At 51.8% G+C, this 26,733-nt stretch carries 25 protein-coding genes and 2 pseudogenes; 15 read left to right on the top strand and 12 right to left on the bottom strand.

Going from position 1 to position 26,733, the window contains the following annotated elements:
* Positions 1 to 2,982, top strand: coding sequence for a virulence factor SrfB (locus NA197_RS00890; RefSeq protein WP_064043446.1), 2,982 nt, complete (start codon positions 1 to 3; stop codon positions 2,980 to 2,982).
* Complete coding sequence (gene srfC / locus NA197_RS00885; protein ID WP_064043445.1) at positions 2,979 to 5,123, top strand: virulence-associated effector SrfC; 2,145 nt, start codon at positions 2,979 to 2,981, stop codon at positions 5,121 to 5,123. Before NA197_RS00890 ends, srfC begins: the two co-directional genes overlap by 4 nt.
* A 44-nt stretch (positions 5,124 to 5,167) precedes the next feature.
* Here the strand turns inward: srfC and NA197_RS00880 are convergent, their stop codons facing one another.
* Positions 5,168 to 5,341, bottom strand: a complete 174-nt coding sequence (locus tag NA197_RS00880; protein ID WP_000171943.1) for a GhoT/OrtT family toxin — start codon at positions 5,339 to 5,341, stop codon at positions 5,168 to 5,170.
* A 198-nt stretch (positions 5,342 to 5,539) separates the two neighbouring features.
* Here NA197_RS00880 and yncL point away from each other — a divergent pair, with 198 nt between their 5' ends.
* Entirely contained in the window at positions 5,540 to 5,635 is a 96-nt protein-coding gene (yncL, locus tag NA197_RS00875; RefSeq protein WP_001103198.1) for a stress response membrane protein YncL, read from the top strand.
* 104 nt (positions 5,636 to 5,739) lie between these two features.
* Here the strand turns inward: yncL and patD are convergent, their stop codons facing one another.
* From patD to ugtL, 5 genes and pseudogenes are all read right to left on the bottom strand, one after another.
* Positions 5,740 to 7,185: an aminobutyraldehyde dehydrogenase gene (gene patD / locus NA197_RS00870; RefSeq protein WP_072158820.1), complete on the bottom strand. Its 1,446-nt coding sequence runs from the start codon at positions 7,183 to 7,185 to the stop codon at positions 5,740 to 5,742.
* Between the two features lie 114 nt (positions 7,186 to 7,299).
* A complete protein-coding gene (ycdR, locus tag NA197_RS00865; protein WP_000760691.1) occupies positions 7,300 to 8,724 on the bottom strand; it encodes a GntR family transcriptional regulator YdcR in 1,425 nt (474 codons plus the stop codon).
* Between the two features lie 135 nt (positions 8,725 to 8,859).
* Entirely contained in the window at positions 8,860 to 9,630 is a 771-nt protein-coding gene (locus tag NA197_RS00860) for a M15 family metallopeptidase (protein ID WP_001579893.1), read from the bottom strand.
* Positions 9,631 to 9,888: 258 nt separating this feature from the next.
* A pseudogene (locus NA197_RS00855) lies at positions 9,889 to 10,115 on the bottom strand (hypothetical protein).
* A 32-nt stretch (positions 10,116 to 10,147) separates the two neighbouring features.
* Positions 10,148 to 10,546: a hypothetical protein gene (gene ugtL / locus NA197_RS00850; RefSeq protein ID WP_045900218.1), complete on the bottom strand. Its 399-nt coding sequence runs from the start codon at positions 10,544 to 10,546 to the stop codon at positions 10,148 to 10,150.
* 544 nt (positions 10,547 to 11,090) lie between these two features.
* Here ugtL and sifB point away from each other — a divergent pair.
* Positions 11,091 to 12,041, top strand: a complete 951-nt coding sequence (gene sifB / locus NA197_RS00845; protein WP_064043135.1) for an SPI-2 type III secretion system effector SifB — start codon at positions 11,091 to 11,093, stop codon at positions 12,039 to 12,041.
* Between the two features lie 272 nt (positions 12,042 to 12,313).
* The gene (locus NA197_RS00840; RefSeq protein ID WP_001537894.1) at positions 12,314 to 12,544 is read left to right on the top strand and encodes a YncJ family protein; all 231 of its coding nucleotides are present in this window, start codon (positions 12,314 to 12,316) and stop codon (positions 12,542 to 12,544) included.
* On the opposite strand, the gene NA197_RS00835 is transcribed toward NA197_RS00840, so the two are convergent.
* Both NA197_RS00835 and NA197_RS00830 read right to left on the bottom strand, forming a co-directional pair.
* Positions 12,545 to 14,509: a peptidase U32 family protein gene (locus NA197_RS00835; RefSeq protein ID WP_438796675.1), complete on the bottom strand. Its 1,965-nt coding sequence runs from the start codon at positions 14,507 to 14,509 to the stop codon at positions 12,545 to 12,547.
* A gap of 78 nt (positions 14,510 to 14,587) precedes the next feature.
* A complete protein-coding gene (locus NA197_RS00830; protein WP_000369547.1) occupies positions 14,588 to 15,124 on the bottom strand; it encodes a helix-turn-helix domain-containing protein in 537 nt (178 codons plus the stop codon).
* A 91-nt stretch (positions 15,125 to 15,215) separates the two neighbouring features.
* Here NA197_RS00830 and NA197_RS00825 point away from each other — a divergent pair.
* Positions 15,216 to 16,394: pseudogene (locus tag NA197_RS00825) on the top strand (benzoate/H(+) symporter BenE family transporter).
* Positions 16,395 to 16,447: 53 nt separating this feature from the next.
* On the opposite strand, the gene NA197_RS00820 reads toward NA197_RS00825, so the two are convergent.
* The 3 genes from NA197_RS00820 to tehA form a co-directional block, all read right to left on the bottom strand.
* Entirely contained in the window at positions 16,448 to 17,116 is a 669-nt protein-coding gene (locus NA197_RS00820) for a DUF3313 domain-containing protein (RefSeq protein WP_001259025.1), read from the bottom strand.
* 155 nt (positions 17,117 to 17,271) lie between these two features.
* Entirely contained in the window at positions 17,272 to 17,868 is a 597-nt protein-coding gene (tehB, locus tag NA197_RS00815) for a tellurite resistance methyltransferase TehB (protein ID WP_000218276.1), read from the bottom strand.
* Positions 17,855 to 18,868, bottom strand: a complete 1,014-nt coding sequence (gene tehA, locus NA197_RS00810; protein WP_001243994.1) for a dicarboxylate transporter/tellurite-resistance protein TehA — start codon at positions 18,866 to 18,868, stop codon at positions 17,855 to 17,857. Before tehA ends, tehB begins: the two co-directional genes overlap by 14 nt.
* A gap of 106 nt (positions 18,869 to 18,974) precedes the next feature.
* Here tehA and ydcK point away from each other — a divergent pair, with 106 nt between their 5' ends.
* A complete protein-coding gene (ydcK, locus tag NA197_RS00805) occupies positions 18,975 to 19,955 on the top strand; it encodes a YdcK family protein (RefSeq protein ID WP_064043134.1) in 981 nt (326 codons plus the stop codon).
* Here ydcK and rimL read toward each other — a convergent pair.
* Positions 19,952 to 20,491, bottom strand: coding sequence for a 50S ribosomal protein L7/L12-serine acetyltransferase (gene rimL / locus NA197_RS00800; protein WP_064043133.1), 540 nt, complete (start codon positions 20,489 to 20,491; stop codon positions 19,952 to 19,954). The two genes, ydcK and rimL, sit on opposite strands and share 4 nt — an antisense overlap.
* Before the next feature lie 216 nt (positions 20,492 to 20,707).
* On the opposite strand from rimL, the gene NA197_RS00795 reads away from it, so the two are divergent.
* From NA197_RS00795 to aac(6'), 8 genes are all read left to right on the top strand, one after another.
* A complete protein-coding gene (locus NA197_RS00795) occupies positions 20,708 to 21,826 on the top strand; it encodes a M42 family metallopeptidase (protein ID WP_000144621.1) in 1,119 nt (372 codons plus the stop codon).
* Entirely contained in the window at positions 21,823 to 22,104 is a 282-nt protein-coding gene (gene sgcB / locus NA197_RS00790) for a PTS sugar transporter subunit IIB SgcB (protein WP_000976132.1), read from the top strand. The genes NA197_RS00795 and sgcB overlap by 4 nt, the downstream gene beginning before the upstream one ends.
* Before the next feature lie 10 nt (positions 22,105 to 22,114).
* A complete protein-coding gene (gene sgcC / locus NA197_RS00785) occupies positions 22,115 to 23,428 on the top strand; it encodes a PTS sugar transporter subunit IIC SgcC (RefSeq protein ID WP_000460835.1) in 1,314 nt (437 codons plus the stop codon).
* A 13-nt stretch (positions 23,429 to 23,441) separates the two neighbouring features.
* Complete coding sequence (sgcQ, locus tag NA197_RS00780; protein WP_064043132.1) at positions 23,442 to 24,248, top strand: BtpA family protein SgcQ; 807 nt, start codon at positions 23,442 to 23,444, stop codon at positions 24,246 to 24,248.
* Between the two features lie 131 nt (positions 24,249 to 24,379).
* A complete protein-coding gene (gene sgcA, locus NA197_RS00775; RefSeq protein ID WP_000606454.1) occupies positions 24,380 to 24,817 on the top strand; it encodes an SgcA family PTS sugar transporter subunit IIA in 438 nt (145 codons plus the stop codon).
* 11 nt (positions 24,818 to 24,828) lie between these two features.
* Entirely contained in the window at positions 24,829 to 25,461 is a 633-nt protein-coding gene (locus NA197_RS00770; protein ID WP_023195772.1) for a ribulose-phosphate 3 epimerase family protein, read from the top strand.
* Between the two features lie 15 nt (positions 25,462 to 25,476).
* On the top strand, positions 25,477 to 26,268 hold the full coding sequence (locus NA197_RS00765) for a DeoR/GlpR family DNA-binding transcription regulator (protein WP_001682390.1): 792 nt from the start codon (positions 25,477 to 25,479) through the stop codon (positions 26,266 to 26,268).
* On the top strand, positions 26,268 to 26,705 hold the full coding sequence (aac(6'), locus tag NA197_RS00760; RefSeq protein ID WP_064043131.1) for a cryptic aminoglycoside N-acetyltransferase AAC(6')-Iy/Iaa: 438 nt from the start codon (positions 26,268 to 26,270) through the stop codon (positions 26,703 to 26,705). Before NA197_RS00765 ends, aac(6') begins: the two co-directional genes overlap by 1 nt.
* Positions 26,706 to 26,733: the final 28 nt, after the last annotated feature.

The raw sequence follows: 26,733 nt of genomic DNA, 5'->3' as shown, positions 1-26,733 counted from the left end.
ATGTTGGTCAATCTGTGTGATTACAAACAGAGCGTCACGCTCATTGCAAACAGCGGCGTCCAGTTTCTTGATTTTGGCTTAACGCCGCAAGAGTCGGCCCACTACGGACGTTTTGTGCGCAAAACGGCAAACGGCCCGCTACTGCGCCTCGATTTTGATCTGACCAGCGGGCGCTACACGTTGCCAGGACGTGCTGGCGGCCAACCCGAAGTCGTGAAACCGGAAAGCACTCAGACGCTGCACTATTCTCTGGATGTACTCGACGGGATCTGGCTTCCCCTGCCGTTCCTGCGTTTTAATCCGCCGCGTACCTTTATTGACGGGCCGGATAACTGGGCGCGCATTCAGGTACGTAAACTCAGCGAGCCAGATAGCGCCGGAAACACACACCGCATCACCCTCGCCTTCGACAGTCAACTGGCAAAAAATATGCCTGCGGCGTTGGCGCCTTGCGAAAACGATCTGCTCAATGGCACACGTTTTGCGCTCGCCTGGCGCGATGAAGAAGTTGCCGATTTTCTTGACCAGACATGGATTGACGGCTGGCTGCGCGAGTCGTTTCTTCAGTATGCCTCACAGGTGGAAAACCGTTCGGAACAGGCCATACAACAAGCGCTGCGTAGCTTTGAGTATCAGGCGCACTGGTTGAATTTACTGACGCTGTTAGGCGAACAGCTTACGGTGCCGGAAGTAAAGTTTGTGACACATACGTTAAGCACGCCCGCAATCCCGGTCGATCTGATTCTGGATGTCGGCAATACGCATACCTGCGGCGTCTTGATCGAGGATCATGGCGATGCGAATGACGGGTTACGCCAGACGGCAGAGCTTCAGGTGCGTTCTTTAAGCGAGCCGCAGTATCTGAACGATCCTTTATTTACCAGCCGGGTGGAATTCTCAGAAGCGCGCTTTGGCAAGCAACACTTTTCTGTCGAAAGCGGACGAGACGACGCCTTTGTCTGGCCTTCCATTGTGCGTGTGGGCGACGAGGCTCGCGCCCTTGCTATGCAGCGTGTGGGCACCGAAGGCAGCAGCGGTATCTCCAGCCCGCGCCGCTACCTGTGGGATGAAACCCCCGCCTTGCAGGACTGGCGCTTTAGCCAGATCCACGGTAAAACGCAGCGCGAACCGCTTGCCACCGCGTTTCCGCTGATGAATCTGATGAACGACGATGGACAGCCGTTATTCCGCCTGCCGCATGAAGAAAGGCTACCGGTTTTTTCGCCGCAATACAGCCGTAGCACCTTGATGACGCATATGTTGTGCGAAATTCTGGCTCAGGCGCTGGGGCAAATTAACAGCGTCGCCACCCGGCTGCGGCTCGGCTTTCCCGCCTCGCCGCGCCAGCTACGCACCCTGATTTTAACGCTGCCTTCCGCCATGCCGAAACAGGAGCGAGAAATTTTCCGCCAGCGAATGTTTGAAGCGCTGGCGCTGGTCTGGAAAGCCATGGGCTGGCATCCGCAGGATGAGGATTTCACCACGCCTAAGCAGCGTGAAAAAAGCGTAGTGCCGGTACCAGAAATACAGATGGAATGGGACGAAGCAAGTTGCGGCCAACTGGTATGGCTTTATAACGAAGCCATTTCGCATTACGCCGGGCGTACCGAATCCTTTTTTAATGCGCTGGCCAGACCGGATCGCCAGCCTGAACCCGGCGTCGTCCCCGGACGCGCGTTGCGCGTGGCATCGATTGATATCGGTGGCGGCACGACGGATATGGCGATCGTTCACTATCAGTTAGATGACGGCGTGGGGGCCAATGTAAAAATTACGCCTCATCTCCTGTTTCGCGAAGGTTTTAAAGTCGCCGGGGACGATCTGCTATTGGATATCATTCAGCGTTGCGTACTCCCTTCCCTGCAAACGGCGTTGCAACGGGCAGGCGTTACGGATGCCGCCGCCCTGCTGGCGACCTTATTTGGCGATTCGGGACGAATTGATACTCAGGCCATTTTGCGCCAGCAAACGGCGCTGCAATTATTTATGCCGCTGGGCCACGCGGTACTTTCCGCCTGGGAGCAAAGCGACATTAACGATCCGTTTGCCGGTTTACACGCGACATTTGGCGATCTGCTGATCCGCCGCCCAACGAGCAACGTGATGAACTATATCCAGCAGGCGATCGATCATGCCTTACCGTCTGGTTCGCCGACATTTGATATATTCAATGTGCCGTTGCAAATCCAGTTTAGCCAGCTTCAGGAGGCTCTGCTGGCCGGTCAGTTTACGCTGACAACGCCGCTTCATGCGGTCTGCGAAGCGATCTCCCACTATCACTGCGATATCTTGCTGGTGACGGGGAGACCGGCCTGTTTACCCGGCGTACAGGCGCTCATCCGGCACTTACAACCGGTGCCGGTTAATCGCATTGTGTGGATGGATAAATATCAGGTACATGAATGGTATCCCTTCAGTCAGCAAGGGCGTATCGGCAATCCAAAATCCACTGCCGCGGTGGGCGCGATGTTATGCAGCCTGGCGCTGGACTTACGTCTGCCGCGATTCAATTTTAAAGCGGCTGATATCGGCGCGTATTCGACTGTGCGTTATCTCGGCGTACTGGATAATACCGTTAATACCCTTCGCGATGAGAATATCTGGTATCACGAGATCGATTTGGATAAACCCGGCGCAACGCTGGACGCACGCCTGCATTTTCCGCTACGCGGCAACGTGACGTTGGGCTTTCGTCAACTGGCGAACAGTCGCTGGCCGGCAACCCCACTCTATTGCCTGAGTATTAATTCCGCCGAACTGGCGAAAACCATCGCTGGCGACGGCGTACTGAATGTCCGACTGAAATTACGCGACAGTAGCAAAGATAGCGCCCCGGAATCGTTCATATTAAGTGATGCCTGGCTTCAGGACGGGACGCCGGTCGCCGCCGATGCGCTGACATTAAAATTGAATACGCTGGCTGACCGTCGCCACAGCGGCAGCCACTACTGGATAGATAGTGGGAGTGTATACCTGAAATGACAAAACCGTTAAACACCACCCAGGCTGTTATCGAGTGGGTTAACAACACGCGCCGTTACGCAACGCGACTGGATGACGAAGCCGACGCTCTGCTGGCGCAACTTACGCTTGCCGCGGCGGATGAGTCAGCGCTCAACGCCGCCTGCGCGTCACATGGCTGCGTTGGTCTGTACGGGTATGCGCAATCCGCAAAAGCGCATCTGTTAACGACGCTATGCGGTAACGAGAATGGCAAGCTGGAAATTATCACGCCGGACCGTGACTATGATTATTTCAGCCACATCAATCCGGGTCATGCGCCAGCGAATATGGCTATTCGCTTTACGCGCGACATTTTTTCAAACGAGAACGGCTGGCCATTGCGCCTGCGCTTGATCAGTGAAGCCGAACTGGTGCAGATCTTTATTGCCTGGACCAGCGCGTCCCCCGTTTGTCGCCAGGTCGAAAAATCCATTATCACATCACGCCTGGAGAAATGGCAATCGCTTCGCCAACCGCAGCCCGTCCCCGGCGTTACCGCTGAAGAGGTAGCGACCATCGCGAGTTTCTGGCGCTCTTGCCTGCCGTCCGCCAGACAACATATTGATGATGCGACATGGCAACACTTTGCCTCGCTCTTGCCTACGCTGGATCTCACTACACGGGCGCACGCCTGGGCATTACTGTGGGGAGAGCAACCAGAGATCACCCAGCAATGGCTGGCGCTGGCGCATATGTTGCAACAAACCGGCCATGCCGGGGAACTGGCGGCGCCGCTCAGCCTGCTGGTCGATCATTTTGGCTTACCGGCGGAAAACTTCCTGACGCAAATGGCGCTAACCGCCAGCGATACGCAAAGCGATGTGGTGGTGCATCCGGTTAAGGAAGGCCGACTGCTCAATGCGGTCAGCCTTTCGCTTGATTCTCTGGCGCTGCTTACCCGCGAACTGGTGCTAACCGTTGAAAATAGCGTACTGGATAACGTTGATTTACTGGATATTCCGGTCGCGCCAGACAGTCATCCTCATCCGTTATGGCGGGCGAAATTAGGCTGGATGCTGGCCCATTACCGTCAGCAGATACAGCCCGATGTTCTGGTGATTTGCAATGCTCTGGCATCTCGCTCGCAAACGTCCACTGCCGCCCGTCACTTACTGGAGTGGGTTAACGCCACGCAGCCGCAGCATGAATCAGCGTTACCCGGCGTCGTCTGGGCTATTACTCCACAGGATGCCCGTTTTGCCACCCAGCAAAATCTGGATGAGGCCGTCCAGCAGTTGATGGGTAAACCTGGCGTGCATTGGGGAACGTTGCAGGCACTGGATAAACACAGTATGCAGCGTTTGGTGGAGTGGTTATCGCAGGCGACATCGGCACCACAGCGACAGGCGCGCTTACAGGCGTTACGCGAACAACTACGAGGCCGCGTGCGCGATCTGTTACCGATGTTTGATGACGCGCGGCTACCGGTTGAAACCGTGATCCGGCGTCTTCAGGCCCAGGCCGCCAGACATGGCGACCTGCTGGCCGGGCTGTTACCGCCAGTACAGAATTTCGAAGCGTTGCTGCGCACCCGACAGTCGCGAGAAGAACAGGTCAGCGGTTTATTTAATGACGCGATCGATCTCTTTGCCGACGAACCAACGCGCGCTTCAGCGTCAGAAGGTCACGAAACAGGCTACCAGGCGCACAAAATGTGGATCAATCATCTGCGCCAATGGGCCCACTGCCGGGATAATGCGCAGCGTCTGGGACTGGAACCGCAGATGCTCAACGCCGTGGCGGAGATTTTAATTACCGCCAGCTATCGCCTCGGTTTACCTCAGCAGTTACAGAAAACCATGCAGCGCGAGGAGGTGAGCGGCGCGCAGCTTCATGCCATCATTGGTAACTTCATCGCCTGGCTCGGCTACGCAAATATCGAGGAGGCCCAACGCCCGGCCAGCCGCGTTCAGAAAGGCGCAGCCATTTTCGCCGCAACACCGCGTTCGACAATGTTGCGTCTAACAAAGCTTGACGAACAGCCCGTTCACGCCGCCAGCCGCTATGTCTATGACTGGCTTGTTGCGCTGTATACCCTGGCCAATGAGAACGCAGGATATCGGCATCCGCAGGACGTTACCAACGTAGACAGAGCGCAATTAATTGCCCTGATAGCCTGACCTGGCGGAAAAACCATGCCCGGTAACCTGTATCGGGCTTGAGGTCAGAAAAGCGAAAACAGCAATGCGACGGGGAAACTTATCGGCCATGTCGCGCCAACCAAAAAGGCGCTCAGGAAACGAATTCGTTTTTTGTCATGAGTCAAAAACCAGGTGATCAGGGATGATATCACCGCCATAACGGCGTAAAAAATTAATATCTTTTGAAAGAGGGTCATATCAGGCATCCGCGCCAACCAGAGGAAAAAACGCGCGCAATATGCTCTTTTTATTTGACACACATCAAGGTTTATCAGCCTTAACAGCAAAACGTTCTCAATGCACGGCTCCGCTCACAGAATATCCTGTTTACGTATTATTGCGGATCTCGCCAACCCGTACTATACCCATAGGGGTTATGATGAAAGGTGGCGAAAATGAATGTTTCCAGTAAAACCGTCGTGCTGATTAATGTCTTTGCTGCTGCAGGACTTTTGGGTCTGATCTCGTTGAGATTCGGCTGGTTTGCTTGAGGTGTTCAACCTTTGAGTACTTGCTGCGCATGTTGGCGGGGAGGTCCCCCTCTCCGCCGACACCCGCCTATTTTTTCACGATTTTTCTGAACAGTAAATGATCCTTAATGCTTAACCATGATGTGGCGGACAAGGGTGTAGTCTTCCAGACCATACAATGACATATCTTTGCCGTATCCCGACTGTTTTTGCCCTCCATGCGGCATTTCGCTAACCAACATGAAATGGGTATTAATCCAGGTACAGCCATACTGCAATCTGGCGCTAAGCCGGTGCGCCCGCCCGACGTCCTGAGTCCAGACGGAGGATGCCAGACCATAGCGAGAATCGTTGGCCCACCTCAGAACCTGATCTTCATCATCAAAGACGGTTATACTGACCACCGGGCCGAAGACTTCGCGTTGCACGATGGCATCTTCCTGTTTTGCGTCTGCCAGCAACGTTGGAGCGAAATAGTAACCTTTACCTTCCGTTTGACTTCCGCCAGTAATCACACGGATATGGCTGAGGGCCTTCGCCTCCTCTACTGCCGCTGTGACGCGCTTCAGGTGCGCCAGCGAACTTAACGGCCCCAGCTCTGTCGACTCATCCTCCGGCGCGCCCATTTTCAGGCTGCTCACCGCGTTCCCTAGCTTTTCGACCAGCGCATCATAGATACCGCGCTGCGCGTATATACGGCACGCAGCAGTACAATCCTGTCCGGCATTATAGAAACCAAAAGTCCGGACGCCCTGCGCCACCGCATCCAGATCGGCGTCATCAAAAACAACCACCGGGGCTTTACCACCGAGTTCCATATGCGTACGTTTTATCGCTGGCGCAGTATGGCGCAGAATATGTTCCCCGGTCGCGATAGAACCGGTTAAAGAGACCATGCGTACTTTTTCATGACCGGTCAATACATCGCCAACAGTCTGCCCTCGTCCGAACAGGACATTGAGCACCCCCGGCGGAAAGATATCCTTCGCCAGCGCGGCAAGTTTAAGCGCCGTCAGCGGCGTGATTTCAGAAGGCTTAATCACCACGCAGTTACCTGCCGCCAGCGCTGGCGCCAGCTTCCAGGCCGCCATCATGAGCGGATAATTCCACGGCGCGATAGAGGCAACCACGCCAATCGGATCCCGGCGGATCATCGACGTATGTCCTTCCAGATATTCGCCCGCCGCCAGCCCACTCAAACAACGGGCCGCGCCGGCAAAAAAGCGAAAGACATCCACGATTGCCGGAATTTCATCATTAATTACGCAGTGCAAAGGCTTACCGCAGTTTTGCGATTCAAGCCGGGCGAACTCAAGGGCGTTTTGCTCGATGCTGTCCGCCAGTTTTAACAGACATTCCGCCCGTGCTTTGGGTGTTGTCTGCCCCCATTCGGCAAACGCGCTATCGGCGGCCAGCACTGCGGCGTCAACCTGCGCGGGCGACGCTTCCGCAATCTCAAGTATGACCTCGCCTGTCGCCGGGTTATAAACAGACTGCCTTTCTCCCTCGCCGTCCACCAGCACGCCATTAATCAGTAATTGATATTGCATAGCATTTTCCCATATCGTCATTAATCGATTTCCGGCGAACGAGCCGCCGCTTTCCTAAAAATAGACGGCGCGCCAGATGCTCACTCGGCACACTCGGGAAATTTAGTCAGGTTGTGAGCTGACACGCATTCCACCTCACACAAGGCTTTTAGCGCGCAGCATCTCGCGAATCAGGCTGCCAAGCTGTTTTACGGCCTGTTCTTCCCGTTCTCCCCAATGCCATGCAGTGTTAAAACGAAAGAAACGCGTCCAGGCGCCGGACGTTGAAAACATTTTCCCCGGCGCGATACTGATAAGGTGTTCAAGCGCTTTGGCGCTAAGTTCACCGGCATCAAGCTGCTCAGGTAGCTCCAGCCAAAGAAAATAACCGCTATCGTTATGGTGAATTTTTACTTCCGCCGGGAGATGGCGCAAAAGGGTTTGCCAGGCTTGCTGTTTACGTTCGGCAAGCTGCCTTCGCAATCGGCGCAGATGCGCGTCATATCGACGTGTCGAGAGATAATCCACTAACGCCAATTGCATGGGGGAACTGGTGGATAATGTGCTCATTAACTGCAAACGCTGAATTTGTCTGGCATGGCTTCCTCCCGCAACCCAGCCAATGCGAAAACCGGGAACCAGACATTTGGAAAAAGACGAACAATGCAACACGGTATCGTCGCGATCCCATGCTTTGGCGGGCAGAGGTTTCTCGCGGCCAAAGTAGAGTTCGCTATAAACATCGTCTTCAATTAGCGTCACGTTATGATGCGTGAGTAACGCAACCAGCCGCGCTTTTTTCTCAGCACTCAGCGTGAACCCTAACGGATTCTGGCTGTTGGTCATTAACCAGCACGCTTTCACCGGATATTCCTGTAACGCCTGTTCCAGCGCCATAAGATCGATGCCTTCTTTAACATCGGTGGGTATCGACAACGCTTTCAGGCGCAATCGCTCCAGGGCCTGTAGCGCACCGTAGAAACAGGGGTTCTCCACCACCACCCAGTCTCCCGGCGCCGTCACCGCCTGTAAACTAAGATTCAACGCTTCCAGCGCGCCGGCGGTAATGACAATCTCGTCAGGAGAAACGGTAATCCCCTGCTGCGCGTAACGGCGTGCTATCGCATAGCGCAATTCTGCATTACCTGGCGGCAAGTTTTCGATGACGCTCATTGCCGTCGCGGTTTTACTGACCTGCGCCAGCGAGCGGTTCAATTGCGGCAAGGGAAACAGACGCGGATCGGGAAACGCTGAAGCAAAAGGCACCACTGAGGTATCACGGCTGGCCTGCAGCATCTCAAAAATATAGGTATTGATATCTACGGCTTCATCCCGAATAACGTGCGCTGCCGTCGCGACTGACCGACAAACCGGATGCGGCGCGACATAATAACCAGATTGCGGACGGGCGATAATCCGTCCCTGACTTTCCAGCAACTGGTACGCATGACCGACAGTCATAAAACTCATGCCGCTACTGGCGACCTGCTCCCTCAGCGAGGGTAATCGATCGCCGGGTTGCCAAACGCCAGAGGCGATTTGTTCTCTAATTTGCTCCGCCAGACGTTGATATTTTTTCATTATTCGATCTCATTGAGCGCTGCTTGCAGGTGGCAACCGCAGTGTATATCAGTTGTTAAAATTAACAATGATTTGCTAACTGTTATGGTGCTTTCCAACAGGCGTAATGATTAGATTTCGCAACAAAACGCCGTTTCAGGGTCTCTGCTTAACGGGAAAGTCAAACCAGGTGTTCGGGTATGGTTCATGAGTAAGGGAGAAGTGCCACCATTCAGTATCCAGTGGCGTAAAGCCCGCATCACGCATCAATGTTTGTAATAACAACCTATTTGCGCGTTGCTGAGCGGTAAGCATGACATTATCGGGATGGGATAACGGACTAAAACAGTCAAAGCCGGTACCAAAATCCAGACTATTATCTGGCGAGCGTTGCGCCGCGGGCGCAGTACAATTCACCAGTGGTCGTCCGGGATGGTATATCGGTATTTTACTGTCAAGTGGAACAATCGTTAGATCAAGCGTACTTCCCCGACTGTGGCCGGATCTGGCGGCAAGATAACCTTCCTCAAACAGACGCTTTTTCTCTACCTGCGGATAAAATTCGTTTTTCATTTGGTTTTGAGAAGGATCTTTGGCCCACGCGATAAAGTCGTTCACTGCGCTTTGCGGACGGTAGCAATCATATATTTTTAAGGTAAGTCCGAAGGGGCGTAAACGATCGGCGACCTGCTTCACTGCGTTTGCGGCTGGTCGTGTTAACAGGCAAACAGGCGCGTTATAGCCTTTAATGGGGCGACCAATAAAGTTATGGGAACTGAAGTATCGCATGTCTACCTGTACGTCGGGGGCGACCGTAGTAATATCGACAAAGTCTTTTGGCTGGTGGAGATCAATATGGTTTTCAGCTGACATTGCCTGAACGGACAACAGGCTGAACAGGAGGAAAGAAGATACGCATTTTACCATATGTTACACCTCGCGAGAGTCACAGGGGTGATTATGTATTTGAGCAGGTAAAGATTAGCGGACACCGCTTAAACAGATGGTTAAAATAAACATCATTCCCCCTGTAATCTGTGCCTTATCACAAACGGAGAGTTTATATTTTGCTTATACGACCACTGCGCCTCCTGTTCTATACCCAAAATAATTCGAGTTGCTTAAAGGCGGCAAGGGAGTGAGTCCCAGGAGCACAGATAACGATGTGTTTTCACAAAGGCGAGTCTACCTGACCAGAAAGGTCATTTGATAATCAGTAGTACAGTTGTTGTCGCCTTCCATAACTAAATAAGATTGTTTCGCCAAAGATAAGACCACTATATAGTCAGGAAGGCAATTAGAACGCTTCGATTGTCGGCGATAATGCCTCTGAAATTACGATTCACCGCAGTTGTTCAAACACATAGAATCCCCCTCGAACCGAGATAACTCGGTCTGCTGGTCATAGCCATTATTCAGTAAGAACGCAGGTTGCAACGGCGGATCACGGGCGTGAAGAAAAATCCTGTGCCCCAAACTTTTTGGACAAGCGCTGAACCTGCCGTATACTTTTACTTACCGTACACTCCGCCATAAAAATAAACCCTGCGATGATACCGTAATGCCATAGGCATAACTTAAGGATATGCCATAAATCAAGCGAAGCATGATTTAACTTTTCGGTGATTACGATAGTCTGTACAAATATTATGGGATGAAATAATAAGACGCCTAACAAAAATATCCCTGCCACAATCATGGCAAGTAACTGAAAAAAAGCCCATCCGATAACGAAACGGTAAAGTAACAGCAATAATAGCCGTCCACATTTTCTTAGCCATTCTGACTGCATAATGCCCCAGGATGCTGTCTTTCCGTGAATTTCACCATCTGATTTCTTCATTTTGAGCCTCCTCGCAGGTTTTTATAATTTTATCGCCCAACAGGAAATAAAGCCGTCAGCTAATCGTTACAACAAATATAATTAAGACAAAAACTAAAGAGTAAGGTATTTATATCATAAGCACTATCAGTATTGGCCTTCTGCCCTACCGCTAAACATCTCATTGTTGTTAGCCTAATAATACTTTTAGTTTAACTTCTTATAAGACAATTTCTACACGGTTGAGCAACTATTTACTTTCTCTAAAAATAATAGAGCGCGTAATTAATCATTACTCATAGTACATGATGATGTGAGAATTAAGAAAATCGTTTTACTTTCATTCGTTTTACCTGACATATTTCATGGTCAGGAGGCGTGGGCATGACTAAAGCTACGGGTCGATTTGAACAATTGGACAATTGAACAATAATGTTGACGGTTCAGGACAAAACAAAAATCAGGTGTTTCACCGATAGGCAAACCGATGGGCAACATGGGATAATATTTCGAATACCACCTATTCCAGTAATGAAGTATTATATAATCACTTGTGGTCTACATTATGCCAATTACTATCGGAAGAGGATTTTTAAAGAGTGAGATGTTTTCTCAAAGCGCCATCTCTCAACGCTCCTTCTTTACGTTACTATGGGAAAAGATTAAAGATTTTTTTTGTGACACGCAAAGATCCGCTGCCGATCAATATATAAAGGAATTATGTGATGTTGCCTCTCCGCCTGACGCGCAACGTTTATTTGATTTATTTTGCGCGTTATATGAATTATCATCACCGTCATGCAGAGGAAATTTCCATTTTCAGCACTATAAAGATGCTGAGTGTCAATATACAAATCTATTTATTAAAGATGGCGAAGATATTCCGTTATGCATTGTGATACGTCAGGATCACTACTATTATAATATAATGAATAGAACAGTGCTCTGTGTTGATACTCAGCCTGCCCACCTGAAAAGATATTCTGATATTAATATAAAAGCTAGCACTTATGTTTGTGAACCGCTATGTTGCTTGTTCCCTGAACGGTTACTACTCTCGCTATCCGGCGGTATAACATTTCCCGTTGACCTAAAAAATATAGAAGAGACGCTTATCGCCATGGCAGAAAAGGGTAATTTATGTGACTGGAAGGAACAGGAAAGAAAAGCCGCCATCTCCTCCAGGATTAATCTGGGCATCGCCCAGGCAGGTGTAACAGCTATTGACGACGCTATCAAAAATAAAATAGCCGCAAAGGTTATTGAGAATACTAACTTAACGAATGCAATATTTGAGCCAAATCATACACAAAGTTCAGTTACTCAACTAGTTTATTCATGTTTGTTTAAGAATGAGATATTAATGAATATGCTTGAGGAAAATTCCTCTCATGACCTGCTATGTTTAAACGATCTTGCTGAATATGTAGCGCTACAAGTTCATAACAGCCTTTTTTCCGAAGATTTATCTTCACTCGTTGAAACAACAAAAAATGAGGCTCATCACCAGAGTTGACCACACCATAAATTATTATGGCTTACAATCCCCTGGCAATACCAAAACCATCTAATACAATACCTTTAAAATTTACTTCTAGGAAATAATGAATTTCGCATGGAACGAATTGGCTCGTTATTTTTATAATTGAGATACTGAGTATAAGTATATTTTCTCATACAACTTATCGCACTTATTGACAAACCGTTTTCGCTAATTTGAAGTGTTGAATAATAACTCAAAGAAATTATTGGCATCATAGCCTCACGACGTAACTGGAAGGTGGCATGATGTTTACAAAAACGTTATCAGTAGTTTTACTGACCTGTGCGCTGTTTTCAGGCCAGTTACTGGCGAAACAGCAAGACCACGCATTCGTATGGTTTGCGACGGGAGGGCACCAGCTCAGACACGAAGCCGACAGCGATGAATTACGGGCGGCAGCGGAAGAATCAGCGGAAGGCTTGCGCGAGCACCACAACTGGCAGAAATCGCGCAAACCAGAGAGCTATTTTCGTTAATTAAACGCCCCTGCGCTTCGGCAGCGTTTTCATCAGCGCTTCAGGGCTCACTGAAGCGACAACGCTGCCGGGCTGGGGCATTTTTAAGATGTGGTTTTTAATTTTGCCAATGACATGCATTTCGCAAGGGCGGCAGTCGAATTTTAGCGTCAGTACCTCATCGCCATGCACCAACTGCATCGGCGTGGCTTTCCAACTCTTAATATTTCCTTTCGCCTGCTTTGGACAAAGGTTGAACGCAAAACGCAGGCAGTGTTTGGTGATCATGACCGGTACCTCGCCCTTCTCCTGATGCGCCTCATAGGCCGCATCAATCAATTGTACGCCGTAACGGTGATAAAATTCCCGCGCTTTGTGGTTGTAGACATTAGCGAGAAAGCTGAGATGCGTTTGCGGATAGACGGGCGCAGGCTGCGCCACGGGTTTCCGACGACCTCGTTGATAATGGGCCAGCCGCGCCGCGTCAAGCATATCAATCGCCTCCCGACGGAACTGATTGAGCAGGCTATTTGGCACGAACAACGCCGCCGGTAATGTCACCTGCATATCACGCGCGTAGTAAGGCGTCTGTCCCAGCTTCGCCAGTCCGGCTGTTAGGTTATTCAACGCTTTTTCAGAGTTGTTGGCTTCCTCAAATACCCCGTCAAGCGTATGCGTGATGCAGACACCGTCTTCACTGGTCAGTGTCAGAATAAGCTGTTCCTGCCAGCCGCCCAGCATGATATCAACCGCCACACGGCGCTCACTGGAGGTTTTTGTCAGCGCTTGCTGCCAGTTATGATCCAGATTACGATTCAACGGATGATGCGGACGGACTTTATGCAGGTCGGCAGGCATATCATTTGGCCAAACGCGGTAGCGGTTATGACCGGTTTTCTCCACCGTATTGGCGCGAAAACCCACCACTTCACGCTTAATCAACACGTTCAGACCATCGCCATTCGCCAACGGCTCCGTAGCTTCTACGTCGAGATAATCCTTCGCCACATTCAGCACCTCGCCTACCGGCAAGCCAATAAATTTTGGTGAATCAAATGCGCCAATATCGCCTTTCCGCGCGTTAACAAAATAGTCGGTGCTGCCGCGATGGAAGGTTTTCTCCGTGGAGGGAACAAAAAAATGCTCGGTCCGACCAACCGATGCACGCGCCAGATCGCCACGTTGCTCGATAATCGCGTCCAGCATCTGACGATAATGCGCGGTGATGTTTTTGACATAGCTCATGTCTTTGTAGCGCCCTTCAATCTTGAAGGAACGTACGCCTGCATCGATCAACGCGCCGAGGTTAGCCGTTTGATCGTTATCTTTCATCGATAGCAAATGTTTTTCGTAAGAGACCACCCGCCCCTGATCGTCTTTTAACGTATACGGTAAACGACAGGCCTGCGAACAGTCGCCCCGATTGGCGCTGCGCCCGGTTTGCGCATGAGAGATATAACACTGCCCAGAATAAGCGACACACAGCGCGCCATGAATGAAGAACTCAATCGTGGCGTCAGTAGCCTGATGAATAGCCGCTATCTGACTCAAATTAAGCTCGCACGCCAGTACAATCTGTGAAAAACCGACATCGGCAAGAAATTTCGCTTTTTCCACGCTGCGAATATCACACTGTGTACTGGCGTGAAGCTCAATCGGCGGGATATCCAGTTCCAGAATGCCCATATCCTGCACAATCAGCGCATCCACCCCGGTGTTGTACAAATCGGTGATTAACCGCTGCGCGGGCTCCAGCTCATCATCATGCAGGATAGTATTCAGCGTGACAAAAATCCTGGCGCCATAACGGTGAGCAAACGGAACCAGATCGGCGATATCGCGCAGACTGTTACTGGCGTTATGACGCGCGCCAAAACCGGGTCCGCCGATGTAGACGGCATCTGCGCCATGCAAAATCGCTTCGCGAGCAATTGCGGCGTCACGGGCCGGACTTAACAATTCGAGATAGTGAGGTTGCTGGCGCATACAGTCTTTCTTATCCAATAGCAGCGAAATGGCGGCTATTGTAGTCAGAAGCGCAAACTAACGAAATAGTTTTCCCGCTTAATCACGTGGGTAATGGATCAGCGAGTGAAAATGAACCGTCTGGTCACTGCTGTTGCGATAGGTATGCGCCGTATCACCGGCAAAACGCAAACCTTTACCAGCGTCTATTGTTTGCCATACCCCACCAGTACACATGTCCAGCCGACCCTGAATCACCACCACATGTTCGATAACGCCGGCTTTATGCGGCGTTGATTCACTGACCGCGCCAGGCGCCAGCAATAGAGAAAAATAGTCAAAACAGAGTTCAGGATCCCACGGAAACAGCGGTGTAATTACCATCGCTTGCTGCTGGGGATCGAAGGTTGGAGGAAATTCGGCCTGCGGAGGCGAAATAAACATTGAGAATGGAACGTTCAGGCCCGTCGCAATTTTCCACAGCGTTGCGACTGTCGGACTGGATTCATTACGCTCTATCTGCCCCAACATGGCTTTTGAGACGCCGGAGATCTCCGCCAGACGCGATAAACTCCAGCCTCGCTGATGGCGTAACGTTCTTAACGTGGTCGCCAGATAGTGTGTCAGGTTATCCATTTTTCCCCCCAGTAAGACCATAGCGTATCACTTGTACGCTATAACGCACAATGCTACATTGACTGACCGTTATAACGCACAAGAGGCGATCATGCGTCTGTTATCACTGCCGTTACCTACTGTATTATCTGGTCTGGTCGCCGTTCTGGTCGGCTATGCGAGTTCCGCCGCCATTATCTGGCAGGCGGCGCTTGCCGCTGGCGCAACACCCACAGAGATCGCCGGCTGGATGACCGCCCTCGGTATAGCCATGGGCATAAGCACACTAACGTTAACCTTGTGGTATCGTGCGCCGGTTTTAACCGCCTGGTCAACGCCTGGCGCCGCTCTGTTGGTGACAGGGCTTCAGGGATTATCGTTGCCAGACGCCGTGGGCATATTCATTGTCGCCAATGCCCTGATTGTGCTGTGCGGCGTCACGGGATTGTTTGCTCGTTTGATGCGGATAATCCCCCATTCTCTTGCCGCTGCAATGCTGGCGGGAATACTGCTACGCTTCGGCCTGCAGGCGTTCGGGACGCTCAACGGAGAGTTTGTCATGTGCGGCGGTATGCTATTGGCGTGGCTACTCTTTAAAGTATTCGCGCCCCGCTATGCCGTTATTGCTGCCATGGTGATGGGAATAACGGTGGCGCTCATCTAGGGTAAGGTGGCGATGAGCGGTATTCATTTCGCGCCGGTGTGGCCCACCTTCGTTCCCCCCCACTTTTCATTCGCTCAAAGCCTGAGCGTCGCGGTACCGCTCTTCCTGGTGACGATGGCATCGCAAAACGCCCCCGGCGTCGCCACAATGAAGGCATCTGGCTATCAGCTTCCTGTCTCTCCGTTAATGATTTTTACCGGCTTGCTGGCGCTGCTGCTTTCGCCATTTGGCGTTTATTCTATCTGTATTGCCGCCATTACAGCCGCCATTTGTCAAAGCCCGGACGCGCACCCCGATCCAACGCGTCGCTGGTTAGCGGCCGCCGCCGCAGGCGTTTTTTATTTACTTGCCGGGTGGTTTGGCGGTTCGATAACCGAGCTGATGGTCGCCCTGCCGGTTAGCTGGGTGCAAATGCTGGCTGGTCTGGCACTGTTAAGTACGATTAGCGGTAGCCTGTATCAGGCGCTTACTCACGAAAGTGAGCGTGACGCGGCAGTTATCGCATTTCTCGTCACCGCCAGCGGGCTAACGCTGATGGGCATCGGATCGGCATTCTGGGGGTTGATCGCTGGCGGAATAGGCTACGCAGTATTAACGAGAACGCGCCGCCCATCGTTGTCTGGCTGATGGTGGCCGCTAATCTGCCGGGGTTTGCGCCATCTTGCGATGGCGCCGCAGAATTATTTTTTATTAACGTCAAACATAGAGGTATCCGTCGCCATGTCATCCACGACCTGTTTCAACGTCTCAAACGCCATTGGCGTACTGGAATTGCTCAGGTCTTTACCTTCACCCTGGCGTACTACCTTGACGACCGGCTTGTTGGTCGCGGCATCTATCAGCTCACCTTCAAAATAGAGGTGGGTATCCATGGTCCGGTGGCCCGTCGCCATTTGCGTGCCCGCCACAATCAGCGCTACAGGGATTACCTCATAGAATTGCAGCCCTTCTTTGCTGGTATCCACGCCCGTAATCGCCCCGCGGAAAATCAAACTGCGCGGCCCTGGCGTCGTGACCAGCGGTTTGCGCTGTTCAATTGCTGATTTTACTTTAGTGTTCGTATAAGCCAGCAGTTTATCAAGAACTTGCTGCCCGACCTGGGTCGTTGGTTTGGGGACGGGATAATATGTTATCGGATTGTAAACAATACTATCATAGTTAGAGTCATTGAAATGTGGATCTACCCAGCGCAACACCGGTTTCCCCGTGGCGGAGGTAGTTTCCTGCAGGTCCGAATAATTTTTTAAGAATCCAGAATACTTATCCGGCTGTGTGACTTTAGACGCACAGCCGGATAACGCCAGCAAGCCAGTAAGCACTGCAACTTTAAATAAAGTATGAGTACGCATGAAACGATCCCTTTAGTCTTCGCAATGATGCAAAGGAAATAATAGCAAAACGAAATCATTCTGGATGCACTAAAAATGGTAACGACAGCACAATTTGAACGCGGCACCCGACAAAAAAATGCCGAACGCAGCGAGACTTACAGAACTTGCATCGCTCAGGCCGTTTTTCTCGCCAGCATCGTAGCAAAGCGCAGTTTGATACGGTTGCCGTTTTCGTCCGTGCGGTGAAGCTCGCCGACATCTTCGTTGTATTTCAGCATGTCCCATCCTTCATAATAGCGGCGTAATTCGCCTTCTTTAAAAGCAAACGGGAATCCCACCGTACAGGGAAAGTCCGGCGTATCCATTGCCGCAACAATCAAATTATACCCGCCGGGTTTTGTGCAGCGTTGCATATTGGCAATTAAACCGGGAATGGTTTGCGCCTCAAGAAACATCATAACCACTGTCGAGAGAATAAAATCGTACTCGCCGTCAAAGGTCAGTGTATTCAGATCGACAATGTCGGTTTGCAGATTATCCAGCCCCTCTGCCGCTTTAATACGCTCAAGGTTAGCCATACTGGCCGGATTTTTATCCCACGCGGTAACGTCATAACCGTTCGCGGCCAGATACAGACTATTACGGCCATTGCCACATCCCAAATCCAGCGTTCGGCCTGGCGCGACAACCTTTGCCGCCGCCAGCACATCCGAATGCGTGCGGGTTAATCCGTATTTCTCAGTAAAATAATTTTCGTCACGAACGGTCATTTTTTTCCTCCGTTTTCAACAGTGCAGCGCGCTCAGTGCGAATAAGCAACGTCCCCTGCACCAGCAATAGAAATGTACGAACCAGCAATAAGGCGATAATAGCGTTAGTGAAAATAAACAGCGGGACGGCCAGAATATGGAAAAGCCCTGATTCACTACCGTGACCAAGATGTAACCCCGTGGTCGCCAGCGCGGAAACGCCGAACGAAAAACTCCAGAAGGAAGCATTAAACGGTTGTGATAAATACCAGGGCATTAATCGCAGCATAAATAAAAGCTGTAACAGACCGTAGCCGAATAACATTTTCGCCAGCGTGTCGCCCTCCCCGCCATTGACGCTCAGCCAGGCGCTACAGGCGACCAGCGCGGGCGCCAGTTGGATACCCAGCGACGTACGCAGCACCGCCGGTAATTCGCCGCAGCTACGCAGTCGCTGCAAAATAACCGGCTCCAGACTTAACCACGAAAAGACGCCTGCGCCTAAAAACACCAGTCCGGCATCATTGTAACCGAGCGCTCCACAGGCCATAGCGCTGATAAAATTATTCGCTACCGTGGGCAGATAAAGTCCTGGGGTTGTCGCTTCTTCCGGATGCGCTCCGCGCCAAAGTCCCGCCGTCTGCCAGGCGGCATACGCCAGTTGTATGACGACCCCCACGCTGAATAGCGCAACGGCCAACGGGCGATACCAGGGAACGAAACCGATCGCGACCAGCATCGTGGTGGCGGGAAACAGGCTGACAAAACTGCTCATTACCGGATGTCGCACTTCAGCCATCACGCTATGGGGAAAGCGCGCCAGACGGCTAAGGAACGCCAGGGTCAAGAGTGCCCAAATAATCATCGCCAGGATCACCATGATGTCGCCGGGCCAGTGGCTTATTGCCCATATCTGGCTGGCATAACGCCAGGCGAATCCCATACCGATAGTGCCAAGGACGATGCCAAAATAGCCCGCAGGCAGATTGAGCACGCGATCGCTCTGCTTGTGATTACGCATTTTGTTTAATTTATAAAGTATATTTGAAATGCATTTTATGGAATTTCTGGTTGTTTCGCCAGTACCTTTGCTACGGTTATCTTAGTCGTTCACACGGAATTTCCCTATGACCAAATATCGACTGAGTGAAGAACCTCGTGCTTTTACTTATCAGGTAGACGGTGAGAAGAAAAGCGTCTTATTACGACAAGTTATTGCCGTAACGGATTTTAACGATGTTAAAGCCGGAACCTCCGGCGGCTGGGTTGATGCCGATAATGTGCTGTCACAACAGGGGGATTGCTGGATTTATGATGAAAACGCGATGGCCTTTGCGGGCACGGAAATTACGGGGAACGCGCGTATCACGCAGCCGTGCACGCTCTACAATAACGTGCGAATAGGCGATAACGTCTGGATTGATCGCGCTGATATCAGCGATGGCGCGCGGATAAGTGACAACGTCACCATTCAGTCCTCTTCCGTGCGCGGAGAGTGTGCGATTTATGGCGATGCCCGCGTGTTAAACCAGTCAGAAATTCTCGCCGTTCAGGGACTAACGCATGAACATGCGCAGATTTTACAAATTTACGATCGCGCCACCGTGAACCATTCGCGGATTGTCCATCAGGTACAGCTTTATGGCGACGCCACTATCACTCACGCTTTTATTGAGCACCGGGCGGAGGTCTTTGATTTCGCGCTCATTGAAGGCAACAAAGACAATAATGTCTGGATCTGTGACTGCGCCAAAGTCTATGGCCATGCGCGGGTTATCGCTGGCACAGAGGAAGATGCGATCCCTACCCTTCGCTACAGCTCACAGGTAGCGGAACATGCGTTAATCGAAGGCAACTGTGTGTTAAAACATCATGTGCTGGTAGGCGGACATGCTGAGATACGCGGAGGCCCGATTTTACTGGACGACCGCGTGCTGATTGAAGGCCAGGCCTGTATACAGGGCGAAATTCTGATTGAGCGCCAGGTCGAGATTAGCGGACGGGCGACGGTTATAGCCTTTGACGGCAATACTATTCACCTGCGCGGCCCAAAAGTGATCAATGGCGAGGATCGTATTACGCGTACCCCCTTAGTCGGTTCCCTTTAATCCGCATCAATAATGCGGGCATACATATTAACGTCGTGATAGTCGCCGTTAAGATACTCCGCCTGCTTCATACAGCCCTCCAGCGTAAAATGGTTGCGCCGTGCGACTGCGTTACTGGCCTGATTATCAACGCGGCATTTAATGACGAAGCGCCGAATATCGCCGCGCCGGGCATAATGTGTCATCAGCGCCTGTAATGATTGCGACATTATCCCTTGTCCCTGGAGGGACTCATCCAGCCAGTAACCGATATAGGCGGCTTTGTTTACCGGTTCGATGGCATTAAATGAGAGTACGCCCGCCATCTCATCCTGGCAGAAAATCAGGTACATTTTGGCGTAACCACGCTGGTGTAACAGCATATTACCCTGCACATGCTTACGCGTTTCCTCCTGCGACGTGACATATTGCGGCCAGTCGAGCGACTGTTGTAGCCACGCTTTGTTTTTGAGTACCAGTTGGTGCAGCGCCGGAACATGACTTTCATCTGCCGCTTGCAGTTCCAGCGTCGTGCTAACAGGAATAATTTCCACCATCGCGTTGCCCTTCTTCGTTGTTGGTCGTAATCACATAAATAGCCTGGTTTACCGATAACCCGCAGGTGATATGAGCGTTTTTATTGTATCGCCATCACATTATTTTTTATTGGCCATATTTAGCGTATTTCCGCGTGACACATTTCACACTTATCCAACCATTCTCCGCCTATAAAACGCTCAACGACTGATTGTTTTATCACCACGGAGACGCCAATGACCTTTTCTGTGCAGGAAACGCTTTTTTCTTTACTGCGGCTAAACGGGATTTCAGGACATGAAAGCAGTATTGCAAACGTTATGCAGCACGCGTTTGAACAGCAGGCCAAAGACGTCTGGCGGGATCGCTTAGGCAATGTCGTCGCCCGTTATGGCAGCGATAAACCCGACGCGCTTCGCCTGATGATTTTTGCGCATATGGATGAAGTGGGTTTTATGGTACGCAAGATCGAACCCTCCGGTTTTTTACGTTTTGAACGCGTGGGCGGCCCGGCGCAAATTACTATGCCCGGTTCGATTGTGACGCTTGCCGGACGTTCAGGCGATATCATGGGCTGTATCGGTATTAAAGCATATCACTTCGCGAAGGGTGACGAGCGCACCCAGCCACCCGCTCTCGATAAACTCTGGATTGATATCGGCGCAAAAGATAAAGCGGATGCCGAACGAATGGGTATTCAGGTGGGGACGCCAGTAACCCTTTACAACCCGCCGCACTGTCTGGGCAACGACCTGGTATGCAGTAAGGCGCTGGATGACAGACTGGGGTGTACGGCGCTACTGGGCGTCGCCGAGGCTCTCGCCTCCACACCGCTCGATATCGCGGTGTTCCTGGTCGCGTCGGTGCAGGAAGAGTTCAATATTCGCGGGATTGTTCCCGTTTTACGACGCGTGCGCCCCGACCTGGCGATTGGTATTGATATCACCCCATCCTGCGACACGCCTGACCTGCAGGATTACTCGGATGTGCGGGTCAACCACGGCGTCGGCATCACCTGTCTGAACTATCACGGACGCGGTACGTTGGCGGGACTGATTACGCCGCCGCGTTTGCTGCGGATGCTGGAGACCACCGCGCACGAAAATAATATTCCCGTACAGCGAGAAGTCGCGCCAGGCGTCATCACCGAAACCGGCTACATTCAGGTTGAACTGGACGGTATTCCCTGCGCCAGTCTTTCTATTCCCTGCCGCTATACCCACTCGCCAGCCGAAGTCGCCAGCCTGCGCGACCTGGCTGATTGTATCCGTTTACTGACTGCGCTGGCCAATATGTCGCCAGAACAGTTTCCCATTGAGCCTGAAACAGGCGCTACACAAGAGGCACGACCATGATGAAGAAGATCCTTGTGGCATGTGGTACCGGCATGTCGACATCAACCATGATTGCACAAAAACTGCAGGACTTTCTTGCGGAGCAAGGCATTGCGGCAACCACGGCGCAATGTTGTCTGAATGAGATCCCGTTGAACTGTAACGGTATGGATCTCATCGTAACGTCCATGCGTACGCACAGTGACTATGGCATCCCGACGCTCAACGGCGCCGCCCTGCTGACAGGCATCAACGACGACGCATTAAAACAAGAAATCAAGGCGCTGTTAACACAATAAAGGGGGCATTATGTTTGATTACATCCTGTCTCTCGGCGGCACCGTTTTTGTGCCCATCATTATGATTATCATCGGCTTAATCTTTCGTATTCCCTGGCTGCAGGCGGTGAAAGCCGGGGTGACGGTCGGCATCGGTTTTGTCGGCATGGGGTTGGTGATCGTCATGGCGATCGACAGTCTCAGTCCGCCGATTAAAGTGATGATTGAGCGTTTTGGCCTGACGCTGCATGTGTTTGACGTCGGCGCCGGACCCGCATCCGGCGTCGGCTATGCGACGGCCATCGGCGCGATGATCATTCCCGTTATCTTTCTGCTCAACGTCGGTATGCTGGTGACTCGTCTGACCAAAACCATGAACGTTGATATTTATAACTACTGGCACTACGCCATTACCGGAACGGTCGTCCAGTTGATGACCGGCAGTCTGATTTATGGCGTACTGGGCGCGATTTGCCATGCCGCCTTGTCGTTGAAAATGGCCGACTGGACGGCGAAACGAGTACAGAACATTGTGGGTCTGGAAGGGATTTCTATTCCGCAAGGGTATGGCTCCAGCTCCGTGCCGTTGTTCGTATTGCTGGATGCGATATACGAAAAAATACCGTTTATGAAAGGACGCAATATTGACGCTCAGGAGATCCAAAAACGGTATGGGATGGTCGGCGACCCGGTGATCATTGGCGTTGTTCTCGGGCTGATCTTCGGACTTGCCGCAGGCGAAGGCTTTAAAGGATGCGCAACCTTAATGATTACCGTGGCGGCGATTATGGTGCTGTTTCCGCGCATGATTCGCCTTATCGTTGAGGGATTAATGCCCATTTCCGACGGCGCGCGTAAGTTCTTCCAGAAACACTTTAAAGGGCGCGAAGTCTTTATCGGTCTGGATACCGCAGTGACGTTAGGCCACCCGACCACCATCGCGGTTGGACTGCTGTTAATTCCCATCATGTTAATTCTGGCGAGCATACTGCCGGGCAATAAAGTCCTGCCGCTGGCTGATTTACCGGTCGCGCCATTTTTTATCTGCATGGCCACGGTTATTCATCGCGGCGATCTGATTCGTACTCTGCTCAGCGGCATCATTGTCATGATTACCGTTTTGCTGATCGCCACCCAGTTCGCGCCGTACTTTACCGATATGGCGCTCAAAGGCGGCTTTAGCTTCGCCGCTGAAAACGCGCAAATTACCGCGCTGTCGGTGGGAAATATGTTTGGCTGGTCAATATCTGAATTGATGTCGCTGGGCATGATTGGCGTGGTTATTGTGGTCGGCATTGTCGCCAGCATCATACTTGTCTTACGTAAACGTGAACTACCGGAATAAGGAGCAACCCAGAATGAGTTGGCTAAAAGAGGTAATAGGAACAGAAAAAGCCGTTATCGCCATGTGCCATTTACGGGCGCTGCCGGGCGATCCCGGGTTCGATACAAAGAAAGGCATGAACTGGGTAATTGACCGCGCCCATGACGATTTAATGGCGCTACAAAATGGCGGCGTGGATGCGGTGATGTTCTCCAATGAATTTAGTCTGCCTTATTTAACGAAAGTCAGACCGGAAACGACTGCCGCGATGGCACGAATCATCGGTCAGTTAATGAGTGAAATTCGCGTACCGTTTGGGGTAAACGTGTTGTGGGACCCTGTGGCCTCGTTTGATTTGGCGATGGCGACCGACGCAAAATTTATCCGCGAAATTTTCACCGGCGCTTACGCCAGCGATTTTGGCGTCTGGGATACGAATGTCGGCGAAACCATTCGCCATCAGCATCGCATCGGCGCAGGCCACGTGAAAACGTTGTTTAACATCGTGCCGGAAGCGGCGGTGTATCTGGGAAACCGCGATGTCTGTTCAATTGCGAAATCGACCGTATTTAACAATAACCCCGATGCCCTGTGCGTCTCGGGGCTGACGGCGGGCGCTCGCACGGATAGCGCCATACTGAAGCGAGTAAAAGAGACCGTCCCCGGCACGGTCGTGCTGGCGAATACCGGGGTGTGTCTGGAAAACGTCGAGGAGCAGCTCTGCATTGCCGACGGATGCGTAACGGCAACCACGTTTAAAAAAGACGGCGTCTTCGCCAACTTTGTCGACCAGGCGCGCGTGGCGAAGTTTATGGAGAAAGTACGCCATATCCGACAATAAAATGGGGATAAGCAAAACGCTTATCCCCTGCAGAGAGCGATAACTCTTCTGCCGATCTCCGTCGCCTTCGCCAAAAGACACGCCGGGGATCGGTTCCAGAGTAACCCGAACCGGCAAGGAGTCAACGATCGATGATTAATGATGTTAAGTGGGTTCAGGCGCAACGCCATGCCAGCGACTGGCGACACGCGCTGGATATCGCCGTTCGTCCGCTGATTACCTTCGGCGCGGCGGCCCCCTGCTACCTGGACGGTATTATTGAGAACACCCTTAAATGGGGGCCATATTATCTTATCGCGCCGGGGATTGCGCTGCCCCATGCCAGACCAGAGCAAGGCGCTAACCATAATCAAATCAGCGTCACTACGTTAGCAACGCCGGTCGCTTTCGGCAATGCGGATTGCGATCCCATCTGGCTGTTGCTTTGCGCCAGCGCCACGGATGCCGAAGCACATATTCGCACCATTCAACGCATCAGCCAGTGGCTCGACTCGCCGGAAAGCGTCGCAATGCTGCAAGATGCGCCAAATGACGCCGCGCTTTTCGCGCAATTAACCGCATTGCGCTGATGGAGGTTTCGATGATCCTGCACCCTTCACTGGCCTCCGCCGATCCGCTGCGCTATGCCGAGGCGTTGACCGCTTTACACGATGCGCCCCTCGGCTCGCTGCATCTGGATATCGAAGATACCAGTTTCATCAACAATATTACCTTCGGTATGAAAACCATTCAGGCAGTCGCACAATACACTCGCCATCCGCTCTCATTTCACCTGATGGTCTCATCGCCGCAACGCTGGTTACCCTGGCTTGCAGCTATCCGCCCCGGCTGGATTTTCATTCATGCCGAAAGCGTGCAAAACCCCTCGGAGATTCTGGCGGATATTCGCGCTATCGGGGCGAAAGCAGGACTGGCGCTTAACCCGGCAACGCCGCTATTGCCTTATCGTTATCTGGCATTACAACTGGATGCGCTGATGATCATGACCAGCGAACCCGACGGGCGCGGGCAGCAATTTATCGCCGCGATGTGTGAAAAAGTGAGTCAGAGCAGAGAGCATTTCCCTGCTGCGGAATGCTGGGCGGACGGCGGTATTACACTTCGCGCCGCACGGCTGCTTGCCGCCGCAGGCGCACAGCATCTGGTGATTGGCCGGGCGTTGTTCACGACGGCGAACTATGATGTGACGTTGTCACAATTCACCGCGCTATAAAGGAGTCATATGCTGATGAGTCAACAGCGCCCCGACCGTATCAAACAGATGTTGCATTACCTTTGGCAACACAGGCACCTCTCAACACAGCAAGCCATTGAGCTTTTTGGCTATGCTGAGGCAACCGTGCGCCGGGATTTTCACTATATCGCCAGCCGTTATCCCGGTATGGTTCGCGGCCATGGTTGTATTGACTTCGACGACAGTACGGAAGATAAAGAATATGTTTTCGACGTTAAGCGAACGTTACAAAGCGAGGCGAAACGCGAAATCGCCGCCCTCGCCCGCACGTTCATCAAGGATGGAGACTGCTTTTTTCTCGACTCCGGCTCCACCTGTCTGGAACTGGCAAAATGTCTGGTCGACGCCAAAGTAAAAGTCATTTGCAATGACATCAAAATCGCTAACGAACTGGGTGGCTTCCCACACGTAGAGAGTTACATTATCGGCGGACTGATTCGCCCCGGTTACTTTTCGGTGGGCGAGAGTCTGGCGCTGGAGATGATTAACGCCTTTGCCGTTGAACGCGCCTTTATCTCCTGCGATGCGCTGTCGATTGAAACGGGCATCACCAACGCTACCATGTTTGAAGTAGGCGTCAAAACGCGCATTATTCAGCGCTCACGCGAGGTCATATTGATGGCCGATCATTCAAAGTTTGATACTGTAGAACCCCATGCGGTGGCGACGCTGTCCTGTATTACTACCATCCTTAGCGACAGCGCGCTCCCGTCTGCTATCGCCCGACGTTATCAGCAGGCGGGCTGCCGTCTCATCATGCCAGACCCCTCATCAGGAGCGCGTTAATGGACATCAGGCAAATGAACAAAACCCATCTGGAGCTCTGGCGCGGATTGCGAAAACAGCTCTGGCCTGGTCACCCGGATGACGCCCATCTGGCGGACGGCGAAGAAATTCTGCAAGCCGATCATCTGGCATCATTTATTGCGATGGCAGACGGGGTGGCGATTGGCTTTGCGGATGCCTCAATCCGCCACGATTATGTCAATGGCTGTGACAGTTCGCCCGTGGCTTTCCTTGAAGGTATTTTTGTTCTCCCCTCGTTCCGTCAACGCGGCGTAGCGAAACAATTGATTGCAGCAGTGCAACGATGGGGAACGAATAAAGGGTGTCGGGAAATGGCTTCCGATACCTCGCCGGAAAATACAATTTCACAGAAAGTTCACCTGGCGTTAGGATTTGAGGAAACAGAGCGCGTCATTTTCTACCGAAAGCGTTGTTGAGGAAAATCATACAGGAAAAGGTCGGGTA

It is taken from the genome of Salmonella sp. NW884 (assembly GCF_051700745.1).
GTDB classification, from domain to species: domain Bacteria; phylum Pseudomonadota; class Gammaproteobacteria; order Enterobacterales; family Enterobacteriaceae; genus Salmonella; species Salmonella enterica.
The sequence above is the reverse complement of the archived record's forward strand: the minus strand, read 5'-3'. Positions and strand labels throughout refer to the sequence as shown.